This window comes from Pseudomonas sp. UW4 (assembly GCF_000316175.1).
GTDB classification, from domain to species: Bacteria; Pseudomonadota; Gammaproteobacteria; order Pseudomonadales; family Pseudomonadaceae; genus Aquipseudomonas; species Aquipseudomonas laurylsulfatiphila.
This window is the reverse complement of record NC_019670.1, coordinates 4,780,215-4,797,317: the sequence shown is the minus strand read 5'-3', so window position 1 is coordinate 4,797,317 and position 17,103 is coordinate 4,780,215. Positions and strand designations below refer to the sequence as shown.

Annotated in this window: 14 protein-coding genes, 4 tRNA genes and 1 riboswitch; of the genes, 13 read left to right on the top strand and 5 right to left on the bottom strand. The window is 58.7% G+C overall.

All coding sequences use genetic code 11. From position 1 onward, the window contains the following. The first annotated feature begins 79 nt into the window (after positions 1–79). The 3 genes from astB to astE are packed head-to-tail and all read left to right on the top strand — an operon-like array spanning position 80 to position 2,797. Complete coding sequence (gene astB, locus PPUTUW4_RS21185; protein ID WP_015096499.1) at positions 80–1,426, top strand: N-succinylarginine dihydrolase; 1,347 nt, start codon at positions 80–82, stop codon at positions 1,424–1,426. Positions 1,427–1,486: 60 nt separating this feature from the next. Then, the gene (locus PPUTUW4_RS21180) at positions 1,487–1,774 is read left to right on the top strand and encodes a hypothetical protein (protein ID WP_015096498.1); all 288 of its coding nucleotides are present in this window, start codon (positions 1,487–1,489) and stop codon (positions 1,772–1,774) included. A 12-nt stretch (positions 1,775–1,786) separates the two neighbouring features. Then, complete coding sequence (gene astE, locus PPUTUW4_RS21175; protein ID WP_015096497.1) at positions 1,787–2,797, top strand: succinylglutamate desuccinylase; 1,011 nt, start codon at positions 1,787–1,789, stop codon at positions 2,795–2,797. A 125-nt stretch (positions 2,798–2,922) separates the two neighbouring features. Here astE and PPUTUW4_RS21170 read toward each other — a convergent pair whose 3' ends face one another. Next, a complete protein-coding gene (locus PPUTUW4_RS21170) occupies positions 2,923–3,432 on the bottom strand; it encodes a 6,7-dimethyl-8-ribityllumazine synthase (protein WP_015096496.1) in 510 nt (169 codons plus the stop codon). A gap of 103 nt (positions 3,433–3,535) precedes the next feature. After that, a riboswitch (FMN riboswitch) is annotated at positions 3,536–3,706 on the bottom strand. A 197-nt stretch (positions 3,707–3,903) separates the two neighbouring features. Between PPUTUW4_RS21170 and ltaE the strand changes: the two genes are divergently transcribed. The 8 genes from ltaE (at position 3,904) to mgtE (ending at position 11,779) form a co-directional block, all read left to right on the top strand. Continuing rightward, positions 3,904–4,908, top strand: coding sequence for a low-specificity L-threonine aldolase (gene ltaE / locus PPUTUW4_RS21165; protein ID WP_015096494.1), 1,005 nt, complete (start codon positions 3,904–3,906; stop codon positions 4,906–4,908). Positions 4,909–5,054: 146 nt separating this feature from the next. Next, positions 5,055–7,676 (top strand): alanine--tRNA ligase, encoded by a 2,622-nt coding sequence (alaS, locus tag PPUTUW4_RS21160; protein ID WP_015096493.1) that lies wholly within the window; start codon positions 5,055–5,057, stop codon positions 7,674–7,676. 91 nt (positions 7,677–7,767) lie between these two features. Continuing rightward, positions 7,768–9,009, top strand: a complete 1,242-nt coding sequence (locus PPUTUW4_RS21155) for an aspartate kinase (RefSeq protein ID WP_007971040.1) — start codon at positions 7,768–7,770, stop codon at positions 9,007–9,009. A 188-nt stretch (positions 9,010–9,197) separates the two neighbouring features. Beyond that, positions 9,198–9,386, top strand: coding sequence for a carbon storage regulator CsrA (gene csrA, locus PPUTUW4_RS21150; protein ID WP_002554426.1), 189 nt, complete (start codon positions 9,198–9,200; stop codon positions 9,384–9,386). A gap of 62 nt (positions 9,387–9,448) precedes the next feature. Next, a tRNA-Ser gene (locus PPUTUW4_RS21145) sits at positions 9,449–9,539 on the top strand. Between the two features lie 107 nt (positions 9,540–9,646). Further along, a tRNA-Arg gene (locus tag PPUTUW4_RS21140) sits at positions 9,647–9,723 on the top strand. A gap of 72 nt (positions 9,724–9,795) precedes the next feature. Then, positions 9,796–9,872 (top strand) — tRNA-Arg (locus tag PPUTUW4_RS21135). Positions 9,873–10,336: 464 nt separating this feature from the next. Next, positions 10,337–11,779, top strand: a complete 1,443-nt coding sequence (gene mgtE / locus PPUTUW4_RS21130) for a magnesium transporter (RefSeq protein ID WP_007971042.1) — start codon at positions 10,337–10,339, stop codon at positions 11,777–11,779. A 658-nt stretch (positions 11,780–12,437) separates the two neighbouring features. Here the strand turns inward: mgtE and PPUTUW4_RS21120 are convergent. From PPUTUW4_RS21120 to PPUTUW4_RS21110, 3 genes are all read right to left on the bottom strand, one after another. Further along, positions 12,438–12,764: an Arc family DNA-binding protein gene (locus PPUTUW4_RS21120; RefSeq protein WP_008066583.1), complete on the bottom strand. Its 327-nt coding sequence runs from the start codon at positions 12,762–12,764 to the stop codon at positions 12,438–12,440. Positions 12,765–13,176: 412 nt separating this feature from the next. Next, positions 13,177–13,356: a PA3371 family protein gene (locus tag PPUTUW4_RS21115; protein ID WP_007972182.1), complete on the bottom strand. Its 180-nt coding sequence runs from the start codon at positions 13,354–13,356 to the stop codon at positions 13,177–13,179. Between the two features lie 21 nt (positions 13,357–13,377). Next, the gene (locus PPUTUW4_RS21110) at positions 13,378–13,599 is read right to left on the bottom strand and encodes a hypothetical protein (protein WP_015096491.1); all 222 of its coding nucleotides are present in this window, start codon (positions 13,597–13,599) and stop codon (positions 13,378–13,380) included. A gap of 290 nt (positions 13,600–13,889) precedes the next feature. On the opposite strand from PPUTUW4_RS21110, the gene PPUTUW4_RS21105 reads away from it, so the two are divergent. Continuing rightward, a tRNA-Arg gene (locus PPUTUW4_RS21105) sits at positions 13,890–13,966 on the top strand. A gap of 757 nt (positions 13,967–14,723) precedes the next feature. Here the strand turns inward: PPUTUW4_RS21105 and PPUTUW4_RS21095 are convergent. Further along, complete coding sequence (locus PPUTUW4_RS21095; RefSeq protein ID WP_015096490.1) at positions 14,724–15,554, bottom strand: alpha/beta hydrolase; 831 nt, start codon at positions 15,552–15,554, stop codon at positions 14,724–14,726. 110 nt (positions 15,555–15,664) lie between these two features. Here PPUTUW4_RS21095 and PPUTUW4_RS21090 point away from each other — a divergent pair, with 110 nt between their 5' ends. Further along, positions 15,665–17,101 carry an HD domain-containing phosphohydrolase gene (locus tag PPUTUW4_RS21090; RefSeq protein ID WP_015096489.1) on the top strand — a complete coding sequence of 479 codons (1,437 nt, stop codon included), beginning with the start codon at positions 15,665–15,667 and terminating at the stop codon, positions 17,099–17,101. Positions 17,102–17,103 lie beyond the last annotated feature (2 nt).

Here is a 17,103-nt window from a genome sequence, read left to right as displayed (position 1 = left end):
CCTGCTCGCGAAGGCCGCGCCTCGGTCTCAAATCTAGTTACTGAAGCCTATAACAACAGATTCTCGTGGAGCCTCGCTGATGAAATCCTATGAAGTCAATTTTGACGGTCTAGTGGGGCCGACCCATAACTACGGCGGCCTGTCCTACGGCAACGTCGCGTCCCAGAGCAACAGCCAGCAGTCTTCCAACCCCAAGGAAGCGGCGCTGCAAGGCCTGGCGAAGATGAAAGCGCTGATGGAAATGGGTTTCCAGCAAGGCGTGCTGGCACCGCAGGAGCGCCCGGATGTGGCCGCGCTGCGTCGCCTGGGCTTTGGCGGCACCGACGCTCAAGTGATCGAGCGCGCTGCCAAAGACGCGATGCCGCTGCTGGTGGCCAGTTGCTCGGCCTCGAGCATGTGGGTGGCCAACGCCGCCACCGTCAGCCCGAGTGCCGATACCGCTGACGGCCGTGTGCATTTCACCGCTGCCAACCTCAACTGCAAATATCACCGCAGCATCGAACACCCGACCACCAGCCGCGTGCTGGGTGCGATGTTCGCTGACCAGAAACACTTCGCCCACCATGCCGCCTTGCCGGCCGTGGCGCAGTTCGGTGACGAAGGTGCGGCCAACCACACGCGTTTCTGCCGTGAATACGGCGAAGCCGGTGTCGAGTTCTTCGTGTTCGGCCGCAGCGCGTTCGACACCCGCTACCCGGCTCCGCAGAAGTACCCGGCGCGCCAGACCCTCGAAGCGTCCCAGGCGGTTGCCCGTCTGCACGGCTTGAGCGATGACGGCGTGGTCTACGCCCAGCAGAACCCATCGGTGATCGATCAGGGCGTGTTCCACAACGACGTGATCGCCGTGGGTAATGGCGAGGTGCTGTTCTATCACGAGGACGCGTTCCTCGAGACCGAGAAGATGCTCGCTGAATTGCAGAGCAAACTCGCCAAGGCCGGTGGGAAATTTCAGTCGATCTGCGTACCGCGTTCCGCAGTAAGTGTGGAAGATGCGGTTCGTTCCTACCTGTTCAATAGCCAGCTGCTGTCGCGTCCTGACGGCTCCATGCTGTTGATCGTGCCGGAAGAATGCCGTGGCAACGAGCGTGTCTGGCAATACTTGCAGGGTTTGACCAGTTCCGGCGGGCTGATCCGCGAAGTGAAAGTCTTCGATCTCAAGCAGAGCATGCAGAACGGCGGTGGCCCGGCTTGCCTGCGGTTGCGCGTCGCACTCAACGAAACCGAACTGGCGGCCGTCAACCCAGGGGTTATCATGACGGCACCGTTGTACGGCACTCTGACCGAATGGGTCGAGAAGCACTACCGCGACCGCATGACCGAAAACGATCTGGCGGACCCGCAATTGTTGCTTGAGTGCCGGACGGCACTGGATGAACTGACGCAAATCCTTAAACTGGGCGCGGTTTATCCATTCCAGATCAATTGATCAACGACGCGCTGCCCGGATGGCAGCGCGTCGCTTCATCTCAAACGAGAGCGTAAACACATGAGCGATACCCTGCAGCTGATCCTTGAAGACACCGACGGCACGCAACTGGAGACGTCCTGCACCCGCGTCGCGGTCCTGTGGCAAGGCAAAGAGCTGTGGATCCAGCAGGACGGCCGTGGCCAGTTGCTGATCGGCGTGGACGTCGAAGAAGGCGATGCCGAATACGCCAACCTGCTGCTGCGCCCATTGGCGACTAATCTGGTAAGTCTGCAACTGGAGATGGAACCTGCCGACCTCACCGACGAGGACCATGTTCACGGCCCGGACTGCAACCACGATAACTAAGGAAACCGCTCTATGCTCGCCCTCGGCAAACTGCTTGAACTGACCCTCGCCGGCCGCGAACCGGCGGAGAAGACTCAACTGACTGTCGAAGGCGTGCGCATGCGCTGGTTGAGCGAAGGTGCGCTGGAAGTCCGGCCACCGCAAGCGCGTGACAATGGCTTGGACCTGCTGCTGTCGGCGGGGATCCACGGCAACGAAACAGCGCCGATCGAGTTGCTCGATCGCCTGTTGCACGACATTGCCCGCGGCGATCTGAAGCCGCGCGCACGTATTCTGTTCCTGTTCGGCAACCCCGAAGCGATTCGCAAAGGCGAGCGCTTTGTCGAGCAAGACGTCAATCGGCTGTTCAATGGCCGTCACGAACAAAGCAGCGGATCCGAAGCCTTGCGCGCCTGTGAGCTGGAGCGTTTGGCGGCCAGCTTCTTCAACCTGCCGGACCGTCAGCGTTTGCACTACGACCTGCACACGGCGATTCGTGGCTCGAAAATCGAGCAGTTCGCCCTGTACCCGTGGAAAGAAGACCGCCAGCATTCGCGCCAGGAACTGGCGCGCCTGCGTGCCGCCGGTATGGAAGCGGTGTTGCTGCAGAACAAACCGTCCATCGTGTTCAGCGCCTACACCTACGACAAGCTCGGTGCCGAGGCCTTCACCCTGGAATTGGGCAAGGCGCGGCCGTTCGGGCAGAACGCCGGGGTCAACGTGTCGCTGCTGGAGGCGCGCCTCAAGCAGATCATCGAAGGTACCGAGCCGGAACTGACTGAAGCGGCACTGGACGGTTTGCAGCTTTACAGCGTGGCGCGGGAAATCATCAAGCACAGCGACAGCTTTCGCCTGAACCTGCCGGCGGACGTCGAGAATTTCTCGGAGCTGGAAGTGGGTTACCTGCTGGCGGAAGACATCGCCAACACCCGCTGGATCATCGAGGAGGAGGGCGCCCGGATCATCTTCCCGAACCCCAAGGTGAAGAATGGTTTGCGTGCCGGCATCCTGGTGGTGCCGACCACCGACGAAAACCTGGCCTGATCTGATAACTCCTGTAGGAGCGAGCTTGCTCGCGATGGACTTGAGAGCGCCGCGGGGTATCAGATACCCAGCGTTATCGTTGAAGACCATCGCGAGCAAGCTCGCTCCTACAGGGGATTGCGGTGTTAGACAGCTACAGCACGTGGCTCGCTACGGCGCAGGCTACGGATCTTGTGCAACGTATCTGCACAGGTCTTCGCCGCTTCCTGGCCTTTATGCACGAAATGCTCGAAGAAGAACTTCTGGTGCTCTTCGCCGGCATGGAAGTGGTGCGGGGTCAGGGATACCGAGAACACCGGCACTTCGGTTTCCAGTTGAACCTGCATCAGGCCGCTGACCACCGACTGGGCGACGAACTCGTGTCGGTAGATCCCGCCGTCCACGACCAGGGCTGCCGCGACGATGCCGGCATAACGACCGGTCTTGGCCAGCAACTTGGCGTGCAGGGGCATTTCGAAGGCGCCGCCGACTTCGAAGAAGTCGATGTCGGATTCCTGATAACCCTGGGCAATCATTTCGGCGAGGAAACCTTTACGGCTCTGATCGACGATTTCCTTGTGCCAGCAGGCCTGGATGAACGCAACGCGCTCGCCGTGATGGTGTTTGCTTTTGCTGTCAATTGCGGTGGGTTGCATGTTCTGACTCCTGTTTGTGTGAAAAACAGGGCGTTATGAATCGAAGGGGATCTGAGGGTACGCACGCTCGCACGAATGCCGGCGGAAGGCCCTCTGGTGTCAATCCCGTTCTCTCTTCATCCGGACTATGACCGTCGGCCCCGGGATCACACCGGGTCTGCTGACCTTGCTGTCAGGCACCGCCGAAGCCGTGCTGCCATCAAGCGCTCGCGGGCTATGCGCATTGCGCGCAATTACCGCCGGTGGGGAGTTGCACCCCGCCCTGAGAACGTTTTTTGCCGCCGGAATGTTTGGCGGCGCAGCGTTTTTATCACATATTTGCGATATGCGCATGACCCCTTTTGGATGATTGTCATCGACTTTTCCGTTGTTTTAATCGGTCTTTTCCTAAGCAAGGGTTGATTAATCGTCGCCATGACCGCAGTAATTCTTTCCTGAAAGGGATTTCCCCTGCTTACCGAGGCCAGATTCATGAGCGTTATCGATCTTCGCAGCGACACCGTCACCCAACCTTGCGCCGGCATGCTGGACGCGATGGCCAGCGCCGTCACCGGCGACGACGTGTATGGCGAAGATCCGACGGTCAATCGTCTGGAGGCCGAACTGGCCAAGCGCCTGGGGTTTGCCGCGGCGCTGTTCGTGCCGACCGGGACCATGAGCAATCTGCTGGGGTTGATGGCCCACTGCGAGCGCGGTGACGAGTACATCGTCGGCCAGCAGGCCCACACCTATAAGTACGAAGGTGGCGGCGCAGCGGTGCTCGGCTCGATCCAGCCGCAGCCTCTGGAAGTGCAGGCCGATGGCTCGCTGGACCTGGCACAGGTCGCGGCGGCGATCAAACCGGACGACTTCCACTTCGCCCGCACCCGCTTGCTGGCGCTGGAAAACACCATGCAGGGCAAGGTTCTGCCGCTGGAATACCTGGCCCGGGCGCGGAGTTTTACCCGCGAGCAGGGTTTGCAGCTGCACCTGGACGGCGCACGCCTGTACAACGCAGCAGTGAAGCTGGGTGTGGATGCCCGGGAAATCACCCGGTATTTCGATTCGGTCTCGGTGTGCCTGTCCAAAGGGCTGGGCGCACCGGTCGGTTCGGTGTTGTGCGGCTCGGTCGAGCTGATCGGCAAGGCTCGGCGCCTGCGCAAGATGGTCGGTGGCGGCATGCGGCAGGCCGGTATTCTGGCGGCGGCGGGCCTGTATGCGCTGGATCACAACGTTCAGCGCCTGGCCGATGACCATGCCAACGCGCAGTTGCTGGCCGAAGGCCTTCGTGCGGCGGGCTTCGAGGTCGAGCCGGTGCAGACCAATATGGTATATGTGCAAATGGGCGACCAGGCCGAGGCGCTCAAGGCCTTTGCCGCCGAGCGCGGGATCAGGCTCAGTGCGGCCGCGCGTCTGCGCATGGTCACGCACATGGACGTCAGCCGTGGGCAAATCGAGCAAGTCGTCGCGACATTCGTCGACTTTTCGCGCAAGTGATAGCGTTAGCGCTCCAATTGACCGTTTCTATCGTATAAACACGCTGTACCCCGCGCGCAGGGCCGATATAATGCGGCCCTTTGCCGTCGCTTCGTCTGTTGACGTTTCGAACAGGCCTTTGGCCGCAGCCTCCGTGGAAGAACCTAATGAAAAGCGCAGAAATCCGTGAAGCCTTCCTTCGCTTCTTCGAAGAGCAAGGCCACACCCGTGTAGCCTCCAGCTCTTTGATTCCGGGCAACGACCCAACCCTGCTGTTCACCAACGCGGGGATGAACCAGTTCAAGGACTGCTTCCTGGGCCAGGAAAAACGCGCGTACACCCGCGCGGTCAGCAGCCAGAAATGCGTGCGCGCCGGCGGCAAGCACAACGACCTGGAAAACGTCGGTTATACCGCTCGTCACCACACCTTCTTCGAAATGCTGGGTAACTTCAGCTTTGGCGATTATTTCAAGCGTGATGCCATCAGCTACGCCTGGAACTTCCTGACTTCCGACAAGTGGCTGAACCTGCCGAAGGAAAAGCTCTGGGTCACCGTCTATGCCAGCGATGACGAGGCCTACGACATCTGGACCAAGGAAATCGGCGTTCCTGCCGAGCGCATGGTGCGCATCGGCGACAACAAGGGCGCACCTTACGCCTCCGACAACTTCTGGACCATGGGCGATACCGGCCCGTGCGGTCCTTGCACCGAGATTTTCTATGATCACGGCGCCGACATCTGGGGCGGCCCACCGGGCTCGCCGGAAGAAGACGGCGACCGTTACATCGAAATCTGGAACAACGTGTTCATGCAGTTCAACCGCACCGCCGATGGCGTGTTGCATCCGCTGCCAGCGCCGTCGGTGGACACCGGCATGGGCCTGGAGCGGATCAGTGCCGTGCTGCAGCACGTTCACTCGAACTATGAAATCGACCTGTTCCAGAGCCTGCTGAGCGCTTCGGCCAAGGCCATCGGCTGCACCAACGACGCCCAGGCATCGCTGAAAGTCGTGGCTGACCACATCCGTTCCTGCGGTTTCCTGATCGCCGACGGCGTGCTGCCGTCCAACGAAGGCCGCGGCTACGTGCTGCGCCGGATCATCCGTCGCGCCTGCCGTCACGGTAACAAGCTGGGCGCCAAGGGCAGCTTCTTCTACCAGATCGTCGCGGCCCTGGTCGCCGAGATGGGCGAGGCCTTCCCTGAGCTGAAATCCCAGCAGGCGCACATCGAGCGCGTGCTGAAGGCCGAAGAAGAGCAATTCGCTAAGACCCTGGAGCAGGGCCTGAAGATCCTCGAGCAGGATCTGGCTGAACTCAAGGGCGACGTGGTGCCGGGCGACGTGGTGTTCAAACTCTACGACACCTACGGTTTCCCGATGGACCTGACCGGCGACATCGCTCGCGAGCGCAGCCTGACCATCGACGAAGAAGGTTTCGAGCGTGAAATGGAAGCCCAGCGCGTCCGTGCCCGTTCCGCCAGCTCCTTCGGCATGGACTACAACAGCCTGGTCAAGGTCGATGTGGACACCGAGTTCACCGGTTACACCGCTCACAGCGGTTCCGCCAAAATCGTTGCTCTTTATAAAGACGGGCAATCGGTTGACGTACTGAGCGAAGGCGAAGAGGGCGTGATCGTCCTCGATCAGACGCCGTTCTATGCGGAGTCCGGTGGCCAGATCGGTGATTGCGGTTTCCTGCAGGCCGGTGCTGCGCGTTTCGACGTGCGCGACACCACCAAGACCGGTGGTGCGTTCCTGCACCACGGCGTGCTGGACTCGGGCAGCCTGATCGTAGGTACTCCGGTGGAGACTCATGTCGACGCCGAAGTGCGTCACGCGACTTCGCTGAATCACTCGGCGACTCACTTGCTGCACGCCGCATTGCGCCAGGTACTGGGCGACCACGTCCAGCAGAAAGGTTCGTTGGTCGACAGTCAGCGCCTGCGCTTTGACTTCAGCCACTTTGAAGCGATCAAGCCTGAGCAACTGAAAGCGCTGGAAGAGATCGTCAACGCCGAGATTCGCAAGAATTCCGAGGTTGAAACCGAAGAAACCGATATCGAAACCGCCAAGCAGAAAGGCGCCATGGCGCTGTTCGGCGAGAAGTACGGCGATAGCGTGCGCGTACTGAGCATGGGCGATTTCTCCGTCGAACTGTGCGGCGGTATCCACGCCAACCGTACCGGCGACATCGGCCTGCTGAAAATCATCAGCGAAGGCGGTGTGGCATCGGGTGTGCGTCGTATTGAAGCCGTCACCGGTGCGCAAGCGCTGGCTTACTTGAACGCGGCGGAAGAACAACTCAAGGAAGCGGCGAGCCTGGTCAAGGGCAGCCGCGACAACCTGATCGACAAGCTGTCGGCTGTGCTTGAGCGCAACCGTCTGCTGGAGAAGCAACTCGAGCAGTTGCAAGCCAAGGCAGCCAGTGCCGCGGGCGACGATCTGTCGGCCCAGGCGCAGGACGTCAAGGGTGTGAAAGTGCTGGCCGTGCGTCTGGACGGTCAGGATGGCAAGGCGCTGCTGGCGCTGGTCGATCAACTGAAAAACAAACTCGGCCGCGCAGTGATCCTGCTCGGCAGTGTCCATGAGGAAAAGGTCGTTCTGGTTGCAGGCGTAACCAAAGACCTGACTGGCCAACTCAAAGCCGGTGATTTGATGAAGCAAGCCGCTGCGGCAGTGGGCGGGAAGGGCGGTGGTCGTCCAGACATGGCGCAAGGCGGCGGTACCGACGCTGGCGCACTGGATGCAGCACTGGCGCTGACCGTTCCGTTTGTAGAGCAGGGTCTATAAGGCAGTGTTTGCGGCTCGTAGTCTAGTGGCGGGCCGCAACGCTGTTTGAGTGATTATTTGGGCGCCCTTCATGGGCAGAGGCGGCTTTGAAATGGCTTTGATCGTACAGAAATTTGGAGGCACCTCGGTCGGCACTGTCGAGAGAATCGAGCAGGTCGCCGACAAGGTTAAGAAATTCCGCGATGCCGGCGATGACCTGGTGGTTGTGCTGTCTGCAATGAGCGGCGAAACCAACCGTCTGATCGATCTGGCCAAGCAAATCAGTGGCGACGGCCAACCGGTTCCGCGCGAGCTGGACGTGATCGTCTCCACCGGTGAGCAGGTGACGATTGCCCTGTTGGCCATGGCGCTGATCAAGCGCGGCGTGCCGGCGGTGTCGTACACCGGCAACCAGGTGCGGATTCTGACGGATAGCGCGCACAATAAAGCGCGTATCTTGCAGATTGATGACCAGAAGATTCGCGGTGACCTGAAGGCAGGTCGTGTGGTGGTTGTCGCCGGTTTCCAGGGCGTCGACGAGCACGGCAACATCACCACCCTCGGTCGTGGCGGTTCCGACACCACCGGCGTGGCGCTGGCGGCGGCCCTGAAGGCTGACGAGTGCCAGATCTACACCGACGTCGACGGCGTCTACACCACCGACCCGCGTGTGGTGTCCGTGGCCCAGCGCCTGGACAAGATCACCTTCGAAGAGATGCTGGAAATGGCCAGCCTCGGTTCCAAGGTGTTGCAGATCCGCGCGGTCGAGTTCGCCGGCAAGTACAACGTTCCGCTGCGCGTACTGCACAGCTTCAAGGAGGGTCCGGGCACCCTCATTACTATTGATGAAGAGGAAACCATGGAACAGCCGATCATTTCCGGTATCGCTTTCAACCGCGATGAAGCCAAGCTGACCATCCGTGGCGTGCCAGACATCCCGGGCGTTGCCTTCAAGATTCTCGGCCCGATCAGTGCCGCGAACATCGAAGTCGACATGATCGTGCAGAACGTCGCGCACGATAACACCACCGACTTCACCTTCACCGTGCACCGTAACGACTACCAGGCGGCGCAAGCCGTGCTGGAAAAAACCGCTGGCGAGCTGGGTGCCCGTGAAGTCGTGGGCGACACCAAGATCGCCAAGGTCTCGATCGTCGGCGTCGGCATGCGCTCTCACGCAGGCGTGGCCAGCCGCATGTTCGAATCCCTGGCCAAGGAAAGCATCAACATCCAGATGATCTCGACCTCGGAAATCAAAGTCTCCGTAGTGATCGAAGAGAAGTACCTGGAACTGGCTGTGCGCGCTCTGCACACGGCTTTCGAACTGGACGCACCGGCCCGCCAGGGCGAGTGATGCGTTTGCCAAAAGGCGCGGTCTGACCGCGCCTTTTGTTTTTTTGAATGGCGTGACCCTCGAGCCTGTTCTTTTGCTCGCGCTAGTCAATACTCAGGCATGTAGGGCTGCGACCGCTCCGGTTGTGGGTCGAGTGCCTTTTTTTTGCAGACTGTTGTCCCTGAAATGAAATGCGTGAGGAGAAAGGTATGCTGATTCTGACTCGTCGGTGTGCAGAAAGCCTGATTATCGGTGATGGCGAAATCACCGTGACCGTACTCGGCGTCAAAGGAAATCAAGTGCGCATCGGTGTTAATGCCCCCAAAGAGGTAGCTGTTCACCGGGAAGAAATTTACCTGCGTATCAAGAAAGAGAAGGACGAAGAACCAAGCCATTAATTTTTATCGTTTTTTATGTTTGCAAACGGGGAAGAAGCTGGTTAATATACGCCCCGTGTTGCGGAGAGCTGGCCGAGTGGCCGAAGGCGCTCCCCTGCTAAGGGAGTACACCTCAAAAGGGTGTCGGGGGTTCGAATCCCCCGTTCTCCGCCATTATTTGCTTAGTACGTTGTAATCTGGCTTTTTCGGTAAGTTGTTGAAATTACTAGAAAAAGTGTTTGACATAGAGATTAGACGGCCTATAATGCGCGGCAACAAATGCACTCGTAGCTCAGCTGGATAGAGTACTCGGCTACGAACCGAGCGGTCACAGGTTCGAATCCTGTCGAGTGCACCATTTAAGAGTCATCTGCAGTAATGTGAATGACTTGGCTTCAACCAGTTGTGATCTGGTCTAAAAACACAAATTGCACTCGTAGCTCAGCTGGATAGAGTACTCGGCTACGAACCGAGCGGTCACAGGTTCGAATCCTGTCGAGTGCACCATACAACAAAAAGCCCGCATTTAATGCGGGCTTTTTGCCGTCCGGGATTTGGCTTTTTCCTTCTTGCATCCCTTCCCGTCGAACGCCACGCGTGCCTGACGTCTTGCTGGCTCTTGCCGGTTGAAGATCGCCTCTGCGTGCTCCCGGGCGTCCTGCGTGACATTCCTTTTCAAGGCAAGCGACTACAATTTTCGAAGGGACGTGTGTTTTCTTTTCAGAATACGTCGTCGCACTTTCACTGGTCAGGACGATGCTCAGGTTTGTTGTGCAAGCGCTTGTTTCAGCCAAGATTTTTTAACGTTTAAAACCGTCAGGCGGTGTATCATTGCGCCCGTCAGCCCCGCCGGGGCTTGTGGAATACCTCCATGGACTTACCCAGTAGTTACTCAGTACCCCGTTTCACCAATCATGAATTGACTGATTGATCCTTCCGGCGTGCCCCGCTGCTGGGAGTGGAGTTCGCCTATGTCCGAAGTTGAAGTAAAGAAAACGCAGGAAAGCTTGCAGGATCGCCTGGCTCAGGTGGTTGAGTTGCTGCAGCGCCAGCGAGTGGTTGAAGACCTGACTCACCGCCAGGAAGGCCCGCATCATGACCGGGTCGAGAACCTGGTCCACCGGCAGAACCTCGTCGAGTTGCAACGCAAGCTCGATGACCTGCACTCCGCCGACGTCGCCTATATCCTTGAAGCCTTGCCGCTGGACGATCGTCTGACGCTCTGGCAATTGGTCAAGGCCGATCGCGACGGCGACATCCTGCTTGAAGTATCCGATTCGGTCCGTGAATCGCTGATCGCCGACATGGACGATCACGAGCTCCTGGCAGCCGCCAAGGACATGGATGCCGACGAACTCGCTGACCTGGCCTCCGAGCTGCCGCGAGACGTCGTCCATGAGCTCATGGAGACCCTCGACCAGCAACAACGCGAACGCGTGCGTTCGGCACTGTCCTACGACGAGGAACAGGTCGGTGCGCTGATGGACTTCGAGATGGTGACTATCCGCGAGGATGTCAGCCTTGAAGTAGTCTTGCGTTATCTGCGTCGTCTGAAAGAGCTGCCGGGCCACACCGACAAGCTGTTCGTGGTCGATTACGACGGCGTCCTCAAGGGCGTGCTGCCGATCAAGCGTTTGCTGGTCAACGATCCGGACAAACAGGTTTCGGAGGTGATGGCCAGCGATCCGGTGAGTTTTCACCCGGACGAAGACGCCTACGATGCCGCTCAGGCGTTCGAGCGTTACGACTTGATCTCCGCGCCCGTGGTCGACAAGAACGGCAAGCTGATCGGTCGTCTGACCATCGATGAAATGGTCGACCTGATCCGTGAAGAGAGCGAAAGCGAAGTTCTCAACATGGCGGGTCTGCGAGAAGAAGAAGACATTTTTGCGTCGGTCTGGAAATCCCTGCGTAACCGCTGGGCCTGGCTGGCGATCAACCTGATTACCGCGTTCGTGGCTTCTCGGGTCATCGGTTTGTTCGAGGGTTCGATCGAGAAGCTCGTGGCGCTGGCGGCGTTGATGCCGATCGTGGCGGGCATCGGTGGTAACTCGGGCAACCAGACCATCACCATGATTGTTCGGGCCATGGCGCTGGACCAGGTGAGCACCGGCAATACCTCGCGCCTGATGCGCAAAGAGTTGGCAGTCGCCTTGATCAACGGTGTGATATGGGGCGGGGTGATCGGTGTGGTCGCCTATCTGCTGTATGGCAGCTGGTCGCTTGGGGTGGTGATGACCGCCGCGATGACGCTCAACCTGTTGCTGGCGGCATTGATGGGGGTCTTGATTCCGATGACCCTGGCGAAGATGGGCCGCGATCCAGCGATGGGTGCCAGTGTGATGATTACGGCCATGACCGACAGCGGAGGCTTTTTCATCTTCCTCGGGTTGGCGACAATTTTCCTGCTCTGATGCCCAGCTCACTGAAAACCCGCCTTCTGGCGGGTTTTTTGTGCCCGGATTTCAGGCAAAAAGGTTCTTCACGCATTCCCGGGAAACTGTAGGAGCCAGCCTGCTGGCGATGGACTCAAGTGCGCCGCGTTTATCCAGTTCACCCGCGTTATCGTTAACGACCATCGCTGGCAAGCCAGCTCCCACAGGGGGCCATGCCCACGCTGAAACTGTAGGAGCCAGCCTGCTGGCGATGGACTCAAGTGCGCCGCGTTTATCCAGTTCACCCGCGTAATCGTTAACGACCATCGCTGGCAAGCCAGCTCCCACAGGGGGCCATGCCCACGCTGAAACTGTAGGAGCCAGCCTGCTGGCGATGGACTCAAGTGCGCCGCGTTTATCCAGTTCACCCGCGTAATCGTTAACGACCATCGCTGGCAAGCCAGCTCCCACAGGGGGCCATGCCCACGCTGAAACTGTAGGAGCCAGCCTGCTGGCGATGGACTGAAACTGTAGGAGCCAGCCTGCTGGCGATGGACTCAAGTGCGCCGCGTTTATCCAGTTCACCCACGTTATCGTTAACGACCATCGCCAGCACAAGGGGCCGTGCCCATGCTCAAGCCAGTGAAATAAGCAAAAAAAAGCCAGCGATCAGGCTGGCTTGAGCTTTCTGGCTGAATCAGGACGCGTCGGCGGTCATTTCAGCGTCATGAGCGATCAGTGAAACCAGGGCGTTCTGCTGTCGATGGGAGAGTTGGCGGAAGCGCTGCAACAGCTCCCGTTCGTGCAAGGAAAGCTCCGGGCTGTCCAGGCGCATGCTCAACTCTTCTCCCAGTGCGCCTTCCTGAATGAGACTCTGCTCAAGGCGCGCAATGATTTCGGAGTTCATGCTGCGATGATGATTGCGAGCCACCTCGGCAATGCGTTCACGCATTCCGTCTGGCAGACGTACGACGAACTTGTCAGCCGTACGGCTGGAATAAATTGCCTGTTTCAATGGGCGCATATATTTAACCGGTTAGTTCAGGGGAGCGGTTTTCGGGATTGGCCGCAGGATGTCTGATAGGACAAGCTCTCTGACCAAATGTTCAACCTGAATTGATAGAGGCGCGCATCATGCCTCAAATAAGCCAGATCCTTGGCGTCAATTCTGTGACAAATATTGAGCTGGATAAAGGCGTTCTGCCAGCACCAATTATCAGAAATGCGCACTGGTTTGAAAAGTTTGACCGGGCCGTTTCGCTTTGCGTTTTCTCCGACCGACGAAAGGTCTCTGGCGGGAGGATAAAGCGGACTCGATTCCTGTTCCCTACCCTTACAGAATAGTGGCAAATGGCCGATTTACTAGGAGAGGTCGTATTGAGCGGCTGAATTCAGGATGGATGGCAGGCCCTTGCACTGAATCTGCCAAGCCAGGGTCAACGCAATACCGGATCAAACTTGATCTTTCGTCCGGCAATCAATGCGAGCACGAACAGAGCGGTGAATACACCACAGGCGATCAGGGGGAGGGTGACGACCATGTCCTGGGTCAATGACAGATGAAAAATGCCGCTCAACAAGGCGAGGATTAAGAAACTCGCGGCTGATCTGGACATGCGGTGCTCCTGGTGGGGGATTCAAAATACCAAACGTTCAGCAGGCGGGTTCGGCGCCGTTATGTTTTCCTGGCTGACAAAGCCGTGCTGGTCGCTTATCGCTGCCAGTTGCGGAGCCTTCTGCAACTGAAGGTAATGCGGCATGCGTTGGGCAACCTGCGTAGCGCTGCTCTCGGGAAAAAAATGAAATCCCGATAAAACTGCCAGCGCGATTGCATTCAAGAGTAAAAGGGCGCATTGCATGGCGCGGACCTCGGTTGTTCTGTGAGAACAGCAGAAGCAGCTCGCATGCCAGAGTTTATCGACAATTAAATTCTTTAAAAACAATGAATTAAGTTATTTTTGGTAAAGCTCCATATTGCATTTTGCAATGATGGCTTTTTGCGGTGATGCAATTTGCACGGTAAACAAGTCCGCGCCCGGTCGAGGCGTCTGCCTACACTTAAAAAGCCCACGGACGACATGACAAAAGCCAACCCGGCCGTTAACATGCACGCCGTCCATCGCACCGCGTTTCTTCGCGGCCGACTTGTGTCTCAGTAGCTCAATTGGATAGAGCATCCCCCTCCTAAGGGGAAGGTTGGCAGTTCGAACCTGCCCTGGGACACCATATAATTCGGGCCTCTCAAGACTTTTCCCTGAAAGATCGGTTCAGCTGTGACAGCAGGGTGGCAGCAGGCAAAAGAAAGCCCTGCCGGGCAGTGCTCGGGCGGGGCTTTTTATTCCACGTACATTCGGGGCGAAGATTACCCATCACCCGCATGATGGGTGTGAGCCTGCAACGAATCCGGGACCCCGGTGGTGGATCAACTGGCTCCTCCAATTCGCTTTAGGGTCGTTTGATAGGCGCGTTGCAGCAACTGATCGGTCTGTCGGAAATTGAACATTGAAGCGTTCAGCGGACACAACGGCGCGACCGCCAGGCAATTGCACAGAATCGCCTACCTATTTGCATTCAATTTGGGCCGAGTATTGAATTGCCTTTGAACCTCGCCAAGAGTGTGTCAATTGCCTCTGTCACCCGCCGCGTCGCCGCGTCGCTGCTTCGACGCTAGACGGGACGGCAGGGTCGAAATTGATTGTCTCCAGTTCCTGATCAAGACGCTTTAATAGCGGTTCCGCTTCCCGCATTTGGGCGCGAACTACGTCTAGAGTCGAATGCATTTTTTGATCATCCTTGAGTGCGGCAGTAAAACGGTATTCAAAACTGCTATAGAAGAGATTCGATTTCTGATGTACGAGCATGCTCCTGTCAAAACGTGACGCCCTTCAGCGGGTAGCAACTGCGCATCCTCCTCATGACCATGGCAGGCGCTAAACGCCTGCCATGGTTTCGAGTGCACTGCTGTGGGCGTGTGTGGCTTCGATCAAACCCCGTTCTTGGTGTTATGCGCCCCGCGTGGCTGTTGGGTTGCATCAGCCACGTCCGCTGTCTTGTCCTGGGTCTTGTGCACCGCCTGGATGATGACGTTGGCCACGTCGGCCGGACGCGACTGCTGCGGTACATGACTGGCTTCGACTTCAGTGACTTGTGCACCGATTTTCTTCGCGAACGCACGCTGCAGATCGGGTTGGATCATGCGGTCCTCACGGGCAACGACGTACCATGACGGCTTCCCTTTCCAGGCGGCGGCGGTGGTCATGTCACCAAACGCCGAAGCACGAATCGGTCCCTGTGTGGCGGTCATGATGTCGGTCTGCGCGGTTGGAAGATCTTGCGCGAAGCCAGTAGCCATACCCTGGCGAGTCATGTACAGAAAGCCGTTCTTATCGGCGGCGATGTCTTTCACGCCGGGCGGTGCCGGGAAGTCTTTGCCCAGATCTTTACTGGCCTGACCCGCATCAGGGGCGAACGCAGCAACGTACACCAGGCCGCGAACTTTCTGGTCAGTGCCGACCTGACTGATTACTGTACCTCCCCAGGAGTGGCCGACCAGAACGACACCGTTGTCCTGGTTGTTCAGTACGCGTTGAGTAGCTGCCACGTCATCGGCCAGCGAGGTCAGCGGGTTTTGCACCACGGTGACCTTGATGCCTTCGGCTTGCAGCAGCGGAACGACCTTGGCCCAGTCTGAGCCGTCGGCGAAAGCACCGTGTACGATCACCACCGAGGGTTGCGGGGTGGCGGCGTGGCTGCCCACAGCGAAAAATGAAGTCGTCATGGCGAGTGCGAGGGCGATAGCCTTGGGTTTGAACATAGTTGAGTCTCCTGTGTTTGGTGTCAGCCAGTTTCAATAGAACGGGAAGAATCCGGTATCGGTCGTTTATCCGAGGCTGGCCAAAGAGCAGGCGAATGGGAGAGAGCGCTATGCGGGAAAGTGAAGGCATCGAACTGGAGAGTGCGATCGTGGCATTGTCCATGGTCGGGGACCTGAGCATGGGGCAGCCCACTGACCAGTCACGTCGCACAGCGCGTTTGGTCCAAATGCTTGCCCAGGCCTGCAATGGTGTCGGCGAACACACAGAGGTCGCGCGTCAGGTGGCCTTGCTGCGCTGGTCAGGTTGTACCGCTAATGCCGAAGGCTTCACGCGCCTGCTGGGCGATGACGTAGGAGGGCGTAACGCGATGCTCAGTCAGACGTTAGGGGCGGCGGGCCTGCGCGCGATGCGCAAGTCCTCTCCTTTGGCGGTGGTGCATTGCGAGGTGTCGGGCGACATCGCGCGTACGTTGGGCCTGAGCGCGCCGGTCGAGCGGGGGCTGCGCCATGTGTTCGAGCAGTTCGATGGCGAAGGCAAGCCTTTCGGTTTACGCCACCCCGAGGTGCCTGAGGTGGTGTATCAAGTGTTGCTGGCGGGTGATCTGGAAATCCTTTCGCGGGTTCATGGACTGGAGGCTGCTTTGGAATGGATTGCGACCAAGGGCAATAGTCGCTATCCGGCCGCGCTGGTCGCGTTGCTCGTGCAACATGCCGAGGATTGGCTGGAGTCGTTGCGCCAGCCGCAGGTTACTACTGGAGCGCTGTGCGAAGACGGCACGAAGGTGCCGCTCACGCTGATTGGTGACGTAATTGACCTCAAGTTGCCTTGGTTGGCGGGTTATTCACGACGGTCGGCCGAACTTGTCCGAGAGGCCGTCAGGCTTTGGGGCCTGTCGGAGCAGTCGGCGGATCAGACGAGCAGGGCGGCCTTGATCCACGGTCTCGGCCGGGCGGCAGTTCCCAACCGAATCTGGAACACGGCGGGCGTGTTGCTTGATGGTGATCTCGAACAGGTACGGCTGGTGCCTTACTGGACGTCACGCACCTGCAGGCAGATTCCCGAACTTGCGCTACCTGGTCGATTAGCGGCCAACGCTTACGAACGACTGGATGGTAGCGGCTACTTCCGGGGCCTCGAAGGCGATGCCTTGCCGCCCGAACAGCGTTTGCTGGCGGCCGCGCTAGTGTGGCAGGCGTTACGTTGCGAACGGCCGTGGCGCCCGGCTTTCAGCGACAGTGATGCGGAGCGCCTGTTGCTCGACGAAGCCGCTCAGGGACGTTTTGACCTTCAAGCCTGCCAGGCGGTCATCGCGGCCGCGCGCGGCGAGAGCGCTGTAGCGCCGAAAGTGAACGGCAGTCTGCTGACTGATCGTGAGACACAAATCCTGAAGCGCATCAGCATGGGCGGGAGCAACAAAGAGGTGGCGCGTCAACTCGGCATCAGTCCGAGCACCGTGCGGACCCACGTCGAGAGCGTGTTCCGCAAACTGCAATGCACCACCCGTGCGGCCGCAACGCTCAAGGCATTGACGCTGGGGCTGATCTGAGT